Annotated in this window: 7 protein-coding genes and 1 tRNA gene; 2 read left to right on the forward strand and 6 right to left on the reverse strand. The window is 70.0% G+C overall.

The window, feature by feature from the left end; genetic code table 11:
- Nucleotide 1: 1 nt before the first annotated feature.
- From MFF54_RS15075 to MFF54_RS15100, 6 genes are all read right to left on the reverse strand, one after another.
- Complete coding sequence (locus MFF54_RS15075) at nt 2-952, reverse strand: FAD binding domain-containing protein (protein ID WP_238303677.1); 951 nt, start codon at nt 950-952, stop codon at nt 2-4.
- Nucleotides 949-1,542: an aldehyde dehydrogenase iron-sulfur subunit PaoA gene (gene paoA / locus MFF54_RS15080; protein ID WP_238303678.1), complete on the reverse strand. Its 594-nt coding sequence runs from the start codon at nt 1,540-1,542 to the stop codon at nt 949-951. The genes MFF54_RS15075 and paoA overlap by 4 nt, the downstream gene beginning before the upstream one ends.
- A 198-nt stretch (nt 1,543-1,740) precedes the next feature.
- Nucleotides 1,741-2,673, reverse strand: coding sequence for an efflux RND transporter periplasmic adaptor subunit (locus MFF54_RS15085; RefSeq protein ID WP_238303679.1), 933 nt, complete (start codon nt 2,671-2,673; stop codon nt 1,741-1,743).
- A gap of 52 nt (nt 2,674-2,725) precedes the next feature.
- Nucleotides 2,726-2,935 carry a DUF1656 domain-containing protein gene (locus MFF54_RS15090; RefSeq protein WP_238303680.1) on the reverse strand — a complete coding sequence of 70 codons (210 nt, stop codon included), beginning with the start codon at nt 2,933-2,935 and terminating at the stop codon, nt 2,726-2,728.
- Nucleotides 2,932-4,974 (reverse strand): FUSC family protein, encoded by a 2,043-nt coding sequence (locus MFF54_RS15095; protein ID WP_238303681.1) that lies wholly within the window; start codon nt 4,972-4,974, stop codon nt 2,932-2,934. The genes MFF54_RS15090 and MFF54_RS15095 overlap by 4 nt, the downstream gene beginning before the upstream one ends.
- Nucleotides 4,971-5,471, reverse strand: coding sequence for a MarR family winged helix-turn-helix transcriptional regulator (locus MFF54_RS15100; RefSeq protein ID WP_238303682.1), 501 nt, complete (start codon nt 5,469-5,471; stop codon nt 4,971-4,973). The genes MFF54_RS15095 and MFF54_RS15100 overlap by 4 nt, the downstream gene beginning before the upstream one ends.
- A 219-nt stretch (nt 5,472-5,690) precedes the next feature.
- On the opposite strand from MFF54_RS15100, the gene MFF54_RS15105 reads away from it, so the two are divergent.
- Both MFF54_RS15105 and MFF54_RS15110 read left to right on the forward strand, forming a co-directional pair.
- Nucleotides 5,691-5,774: transfer RNA gene (locus tag MFF54_RS15105), tRNA-Leu, on the forward strand.
- A 553-nt stretch (nt 5,775-6,327) separates the two neighbouring features.
- Complete coding sequence (locus MFF54_RS15110) at nt 6,328-7,377, forward strand: ketopantoate reductase family protein (RefSeq protein ID WP_238303683.1); 1,050 nt, start codon at nt 6,328-6,330, stop codon at nt 7,375-7,377.
- Nucleotides 7,378-7,628 lie beyond the last annotated feature (251 nt).

A 7,628-nucleotide genomic window follows, 5' to 3' on the forward strand; every position in this document is an offset into this window, starting at 1 on the left:
CTCAGGCCCTCGCCTGGTTGAGCACAGCGCCGAGGATCCGCTCGGCGAGCTTCAGCTTGAACGCGTTGTCGTGTGTGGGCCGCGCATCGGCAAAGACCCGGTCGGTGACGGCCTTGGCGCCTCTCTGCAGGTCGGCCTCGGCCGCCTCGACGCGCCATGGCTTGTGGGCAACGCCACCGAAAGCGACGCGTCCCGTGCCGTCCGCGCCGATCACGGCCGCCGCCGAGACCAGGGCATAGGCGTAGGAGGCCCGGTCGCGGACCTTCCGGTAGATATGCGTGCCAGGAACCGGTTTCGGCAGCGTGACCGCCGTGATGAGCTCGCCGGGCTTCAAGGTCGTGTCGACCTCGGGCCTGTCCTCGGGCAGGCGATGGAAGTCGGCGATCGCGATCTTTCGCTCTGCGCCCGTCGCGTCGACCGTCTCGACGGTCGCATCGAGGACGCGCATGGCCACCGCCATGTCGCCCGGATACGTGGCGATGCAGGCGTCGCTGGACCCGATCACGGCGAGCTGCCGGCTCACCCCGTCAAGCGCCGAACAGCCTGAGCCCGGACGCCTTTTGTTGCAGGCCTGCGCGGTGTCGTAGAAGTACGGGCAGCGGGTGCGCTGGAGCAGGTTGCCCGCAGTCGTCGCCCGGTTGCGCAGCTGGCCCGAGGCGCCCGCGACGATGGCGCGGGAGAGGACCCCGTAATCCTTGCGGACCCGGGCATCGGCGGCGAGGTCGGTGTTGCGCACCAGGGCGCCGATGCGCAGCCCACCCTCTGGCGTCGGCTCGATCGTGTCGAGGCCGAGGCCGTTCACGTCGACGAGGTGGGTCGGCGTCTCGATCTGCAGCTTCATCAGGTCGAGCAGGTTCGTGCCGCCCGCGATGAACTTCGCCTCGGGGTTCCGTGCCACGGACGCCGCCGCCTCGGCGGCCGTCGTCGGACGCTCGTAGCTGAAGGCCTTCATGCGCGCCCCCGGTTCGTCTCGATCCCCGCGACCTCGGTCACCGCCTCGACGATGTTGGAATAGGCCCCGCAGCGGCAGAGATTGCCGCTCATGCGCTCACGGATCTCGGCCTCCGTGATCTCCGGCGCCGCGTCGAGATCGGCGGTGACGTGGCTCGGGATGCCGGCCCGGATCTCGTCGAGCACCGCGACACCCGAGCAGATCTGCCCCGGCGTGCAGTAGCCGCACTGGTAGCCGTCGTGGCGAATGAAGGCGGCCTGCATCGGGTGCAGGCTGTCGGGCTGCCCCAACCCCTCGATCGTGGTGATCTCCGAGCCCTGATGCATCACCGCGAGCGTCAGGCAGGCGTTGAGGCGGCGCCCGTCGACGATCACCGTGCAGGCACCGCACTGGCCGTGGTCGCAGCCCTTCTTGGAGCCGGTCAGACGGAGGTGCTCACGCAGGGCGTCCAGCAGGCTGGTGCGGGTATCGAGTTCGAGGTCCCGCCTCTCGCCGTTCACCGCGAAGGCCACTCTGGCGAGCACGGGCGTATCATCGTCCGGCCTGTCTATGCCGGCGGGCGAGGCCGCAGCGGCGGATGCGTCCACCATCAAGTCTCTCCGGTTCAGAGCGTCTTCCGGCCCGCCACCTTGAAGCGCCGAACCGTAGGAGCGGCGGCCGGCTGACGCGCGGACAGTTCAGATCGGCTCCAAACTAGGGTGCTCGCGCGCGACGATCAGGGGGTCGAGCGGAACGGCATGACATCCGCGGACCTCCCGATCGGTGCGCCCCGGGGACTTGCCGCGGCTCTACCGTGGCGCGGTCGCCGGCGCGCCGCGCAGCAGGCGCAGCGGGTCGAAGCCAGGAGCCGATCCGCGCGGCTCGACCGCGACCGTCGCCGTTCGGCCGGAGACGAGGCGCACGCCTTCGGGCGCCGGATCAAGGGCGATCCGGACCGGTACGCGCTGGGCGAGGCGAACCCAGGCGAAGGTCGGGTTGACGTTGGCGAGCAGGCTGGAGCCTGCCGTGCGCTCCCGATCCTCGATGCCGCCCGCGAAACTCTCGACCCGGCCGGTCAGCGTCGTGCTCTCGCCCATCAGCCGGACGCTCGCCCGGTCGCCGACATGGATGCGCGGCAGCTTCGTCTCCTCGAAGTAGCCCTCGACCCGCAGGGTATCGCCGTCGATCAGCGCCATCACGCCGCGGCCAGTTGTGACATAGGCGCCGGGCCGAAGCTCCATATTGGTGATCCGCCCGTTCACCGAGGCCTGCACGGTGGAGCGAGCGAGGTTCAGCTTGGCGAGGTCCCGGTCCGCCGACGCCTGGTCATAGGCCGCCTTCGCCTCCAGGTTCGCCGCCCGTGCCGCCTCGACCTTCTGCTGGGAGACCGCGGCGTCGCTGAGCTTCGAGTAGCGGGCGTAGTCGGCCGCGGCCTGCTCGGCGCTGGCCCGCTTTCCCTCCACCAACGCCTCCGCCTGCCGCAGGGCCAGAGCAAAGCGATCGGGGTCGATCCGAAACAGGACGTCGCCCCGCCGCACCACTTGGTTGTCCTCGACTAGGACCTCGGTGACGAGGCCGGAGACGTCGGGCGCCACCGGCACCACGTCCGCGCGCACCCGGCCATCCCGGGTCCAGGGCGCCTCCATGTAGTAGTCCCACAGCGCGAGACCGACGACGATGGCGGTGGCCACCATCGCGAGGGTGACGAGAAATCGAAACGAGAGCGCGAGGAACCGGGGCATGGAGAGGACCGGACGAGAAGGCGGCGCGGGGCAGGGCGAACGCTGCGCGCGCTCACGAGGTGAGAGGCACCGCGACCGCGACGACGGCACCGAGAAGCAGCACGTAGAGGGCGAGGTCGAAGAGCGGCCTGTGCCAGACCAGCCGGTAGAGGCCGAGCCCGGCCAGCGCCCGCCTGATCGGCAGGCCGATGACGAAGGCGATCAGCATCCACGCGGCGAGGCTCGGGACATAGACGCCGTAGAGGTCGAACTCACCCGTCATGCCGCGAGCTCCGAATGCGACGCCGCGCTGGCGGACGTACGGTAGGGGCCCGCATCCGGGAACAGGCCGCGACGGATGCCGACAAGGCCCATCAGCGCGGCGCGGCCCGCGGCCCGGCCGGCATCATGGCAGACCGCGTCGAGCGCAGCGTCGATCCCGGCGAGGAGTTCGGCCGGCGGTTCCTCCGCCCCGCCCTCGAAATGGCGCGCCAGGTCGGCCAGCAGCCGCTCGACCGCGGCGCGCCCCGGCTCCGAGAGCCGTCGCCGGTCCCGCCGCAGCTCGACCACGTTGATGCCGACGCGGACCTCGGCCAGGAGGTCGGCAGTCCACTCGGCGTCGTCAGGCGGCAGGGCGGCGAGTCGCGGCGCGATCAGGCCCACGCGGTCGAGCATGAGCGCGGCGAGTTCGAGGCCGTTCTGGGCGCCGTGGCGCCGCGCGGCCCGGGCGAGGCTGCGGCGATTGACGGCCCGCAAGCGCCGGGCCGACCAACCGGCCCCGACCGACCGCACGAGACGCGTGACAAGCGCCGCGGTCCACATACCGAGGATCACGGCGACCGCCGAGTTCGTGAAGGCGGCGAAATCGGCGCTGTAGGTGGTCTGAAGCGCGATCATCGTCGAGCCGTTGAGCGCCGCGCCCATCGCCAGCGGCGCTGTGCGCGGCTGCGCCATGAAGACCCCGCAGATCAGCAGGCCGGGCGCCAGCGCCAGGACCAGCATTTCGAAACTTGTGGCGAGCGGAAGGATCGCGAACAAGTAGATGCCCGCGCCCAGCGCCGCGACGATAGCCGAGTTGGCGAAACCAAGGATCGAGGGCGCGGGATCGTCCTGAACGGCGAACAGGCTGCAGGCGACCGCCGCCATCATCGGTGCACCGGCCCCGTCGGGCCAGCCTGTGGTGATCCAGATCGCGCAGGTGAGCAGGATCGACAGGAACACGCCGATCGCGGACAGAAGGGCCATGCCGTGGTCGCGATGACGGATCGTCCGGGCGGCGGCCGTGTACCGGAACGCGAGATGCTCGTGCACGGGCGTGCCGTCCGCCATGTGCCGTTGCAGCAGCCGGGTGTCCTGTCGCAGGTCGATGAAATCGATCAAGCGGCTGAGCAGGCTCGCCATCACCAGGTCGTTCCATGTCGGCCGCGCGCCGAGAGCCGGCGCAAGCGTCCCGGCCGCGGCGCGCAGCCGCGCGGCCTCGGCCGGATCGGTGATGCCGGCCTCGATCCAGGCGGCCATCTCATCGAGGAGGCCCCGCAGGCGCGGCGGCAGGGCTTGGGCTCGCTCCAGGGTCTCGATGCGGTCGGCGATCGCCGAGACGATCGGCAGGAACATCAGCATGTGCTGGCGCAGGATCGCCATGGCCTCGGCCGAGCGTTCAGCGCCCGTCATGTCGTAGCGCAGCGGCGTGGCGAGCGCGTCGAAGGCGATCGCGTCAGAGGCCAGCCGCAGCCGTTTGGCCTGCGTGTCCTCCGCCGGACCGGCCCGACCCAGGACGTCGCCGACCCAGGCGCGCGCGTCGCTGAGCCACAGGTCCAGACGCCGCGCGATCGCCGGCACGACAGATTGCGGCAGGACGACCGAGGAGACCAGGCTGGCGCAGAGGATGCCGAGCGTGATCTCCTGGGCCCTGGCCACGGCCGTGTCGAAGATCGCCCCTGGCTCTCCGACGGACGGGAAGCCGATCAGGGCAGCGGTGTAGCCGCCGAGCATCATCAGGTAGCTGCGGGGCGTCCTGTCGAGCAGCGAGACGTAGAGACAGAGAGCGACCCAGAGCGCGATGGCGAGCACGAGCAGCTCCGGCGCGTCGACGAGGTTCGGCACCAGGATGACGGTCACCACGGCGCCGAGCACCGTCCCGCCGACCCGGTACACGGCCTTCGAGCGGGTGGCACCGGCCAACACCTGGCTCGTGATGTAGACCGTGCCCAGCGCCCAATAGGGCTTGGGCAGGTCGATCCAGAGCGCCAGGAACAGGGCCAGCATGGCCGCTCCGAAGGTCTTGATCGAGAAGGCCCAGTCGCGCCAGCCGGGGAGGGTCATTCCGCTCCCCCGTCCGATATCCGATCCGCCGTCCCGTTCTCCTGACCATCCCCCTGGCCACGGAGCGGCGCCTGGACGGCCGCGAACACGCGCAGACCCGCCTCAAGATCGGCCGCGCTCACCCCCGCGAACACCGTCTCGCGCAGGCGGTCGAGATCGGCCTCGATCCTGGCGACGACGGTCTCGCCGGCCGGCGTCAGGCTCAACACCTTCGCGCGCCTGTCGGTCGCGTCCTCCCGGCGCCGGACCAGATCCGCTGCACAGAGCTGATCGAGGAGGCGTACCAGCGACGGACCTTCGATGCCCAGCGCCTCGGCCAGGGCGTTCTGCCGGGGCGCGCCCCCCATCCGGGCGATCAGCACCAGGGGCAACGCCTTCGCCTCCGAGATCCCGTGGGCGTCCGCGGCCATGTCGGCGAGCCGGCGCCAGTGCCGTCCTGCCAACAGGAGCGTCTGGGTATAAGCCCGCCGGATCTGGCGCAGATCCCTCCTTGCCACCGTACGCCTGCCATCTGTCCGAGAGGGAAACGCGCGGCACCGCCACGGCGAAACAGATAGGAGGCTATCTATTTTTCAGAGGACCGACAAGCGGGGGCAGGGGCGCCCTGCCGTGCTTCATGCCGCGCATATGGCCGAGCGCCGCTGGCGCTTCCGCCACGGCTGCGATATGGGAGCGAGGCCCGACCCTGGATCTTCGATTCAGGGTCGCGGCCGCGCGCGGGCGTGGCGAAACGGTAGACGCAGCGGACTCAAAATCCGCCGTAGCAATACGTGTCGGTTCGAATCCGACCGCCCGCACCACCAGTCAGGCCTAGCCCGAGAATCCGACCGGCTGCGCATGGCGCGGTCCGGGGGCCGTGTGCGGCGCGGGCGCGCTCGGCACCCGCGTCGCGGGGGCGGGTCGGCCGAACCCGCCGGGGCTCGTCGGCGATGGACGCTCCCCTCGCCGAGGGTAATCCTCAGACGAAGTGCATCGGCAGGGCGAGGGTCTGCGCGTAGGCGGCCAGGGCGACGGCGGCGGTGAGGCCGGCGACGGCGACGGCGGTCAGGCGGGTCTTCAGGCTGGTCATGGCAGTCTCGCAGGTTCTCGTGGCTCTGTCGCGCGGTTAACGAGTACTTACCGCCAAGGTTTCGCCACATTCGTGCGCTCGCGCACCTGCCGCGCCGGGCCGTTCCGTCCGCCACGATCCGCCCTACCATCCTGGCATGCCAAAGAGCGTATCCCGTGCGGAGAGCGGGTTGCCTTCTCCCGGACCGGCTGCCATCCCTCGATCCCGCGCGAGGAGCGATGAGCCCAGGCTCAGCGCCCGGCAGCGAACAACAAGCCGAACAACGAACGCCGGGGAGTGAAAACGTGCCGAGAAACATCCTGATCCTGGGAGCCTCCTACGGCTCCCTGCTCGCGACCAAGCTGCTGATGGCCGGTCACAACGTGACCCTAGTCTGCCGACGCAAGACTGCGGACCTCATCAACAACGAGGGGACCGAGGTCCGGATCAAGCTGCGCGACGAGCCGAACCACCGGGCGATCCACTCGCGCGACCTGCCGGGAACCCTCGACGCGACGCCGCCCGAGGACGTCGACGTGTCCCGCTACGATCTCGTCGGCCTCGCCATGCAGGAGCCGCAGTACAACAACCACACGATCCGCGTACTGATGATCAAGATCGCGGAGGCGAAGCTGCCCTGCCTCTCGATCATGAACATGCCGCCGCTGCCCTATCTCAAGCGGATTCCCGGACTGGCGGGCATGGACCTTGAGGAGGCCTACACCAATGCCGGCGTCTGGGACCGGTTCGAACCGGGGCTCGTCTCCCTGTGCTCGCCCGACCCGCAGGCCTTCCGGCCGCCGGAGGAGGGGGCCAACGTCCTGCACGTCGGCCTGCCCACCAACTTCAAGGCAGCGACCTTCGCGGATGAGGCCCACAACCGGCTCCTGCGCGAGCTTGAGGCGGATATCGACGCGGTGCGCCTCGACGGCCAGGATGTCCCGGTCAAGCTGAAGGTGTTCGACTCGCTCTTCGTGCCGCTCGCCAAGTGGTCGATGCTGCTGACCGGCAACTACCGTTGCATTACGCCCGACGAACCCCGCTCGATCCGGGATGCGGTGCACGGCGATCTGGCCCAATCCCGCGCGATCTACGAACATGTCGACGCGCTGGCCCGGCGGCTCGGTGCCGATCCCGCCGATCAGGTTCCGTTCGAGAAGTACGCGAAGGCGGCCGAGAGCCTGCTGAAACCGTCCTCGGCGGCGCGCGCGGTGGCGAACGGAGCACCCTTCATCGAGCGGGTCGATCTCTTGGTGAAGCTGATCGCGCACCAGCTCGGCGAGCCCGATGCCGAGATCGACCGGACGGTCGCAACCGTGGACCGGAAGCTCGGCGAGCGGATCATCGAGGGTTGATCGCCCGGCGCGTGAGGTGCGGCGCCCGCATCTCACGCGCCCCTCCGGTGGGTCGGTGAGAGGAAGGGCGATCCGAGAGGGTGGCTCGGATCGCCCGTTGCGCGCTGCCCCGGTGTTGAGACGGTGACCGGCAGCTCGAGGATCGAGCTAGGTCGTTATGGTTAACGAAGTCTTTCCGTCGGCCGACACACCGCCGTTGCCGTGATCGGTTCGCCCGGTCAGTCCCAGTCTATGTCCAGCGACCGCTCGAA

The organism is Methylobacterium gregans (assembly GCF_022179245.1).
Taxonomy (GTDB): Bacteria; Pseudomonadota; Alphaproteobacteria; order Rhizobiales; family Beijerinckiaceae; genus Methylobacterium; species Methylobacterium gregans.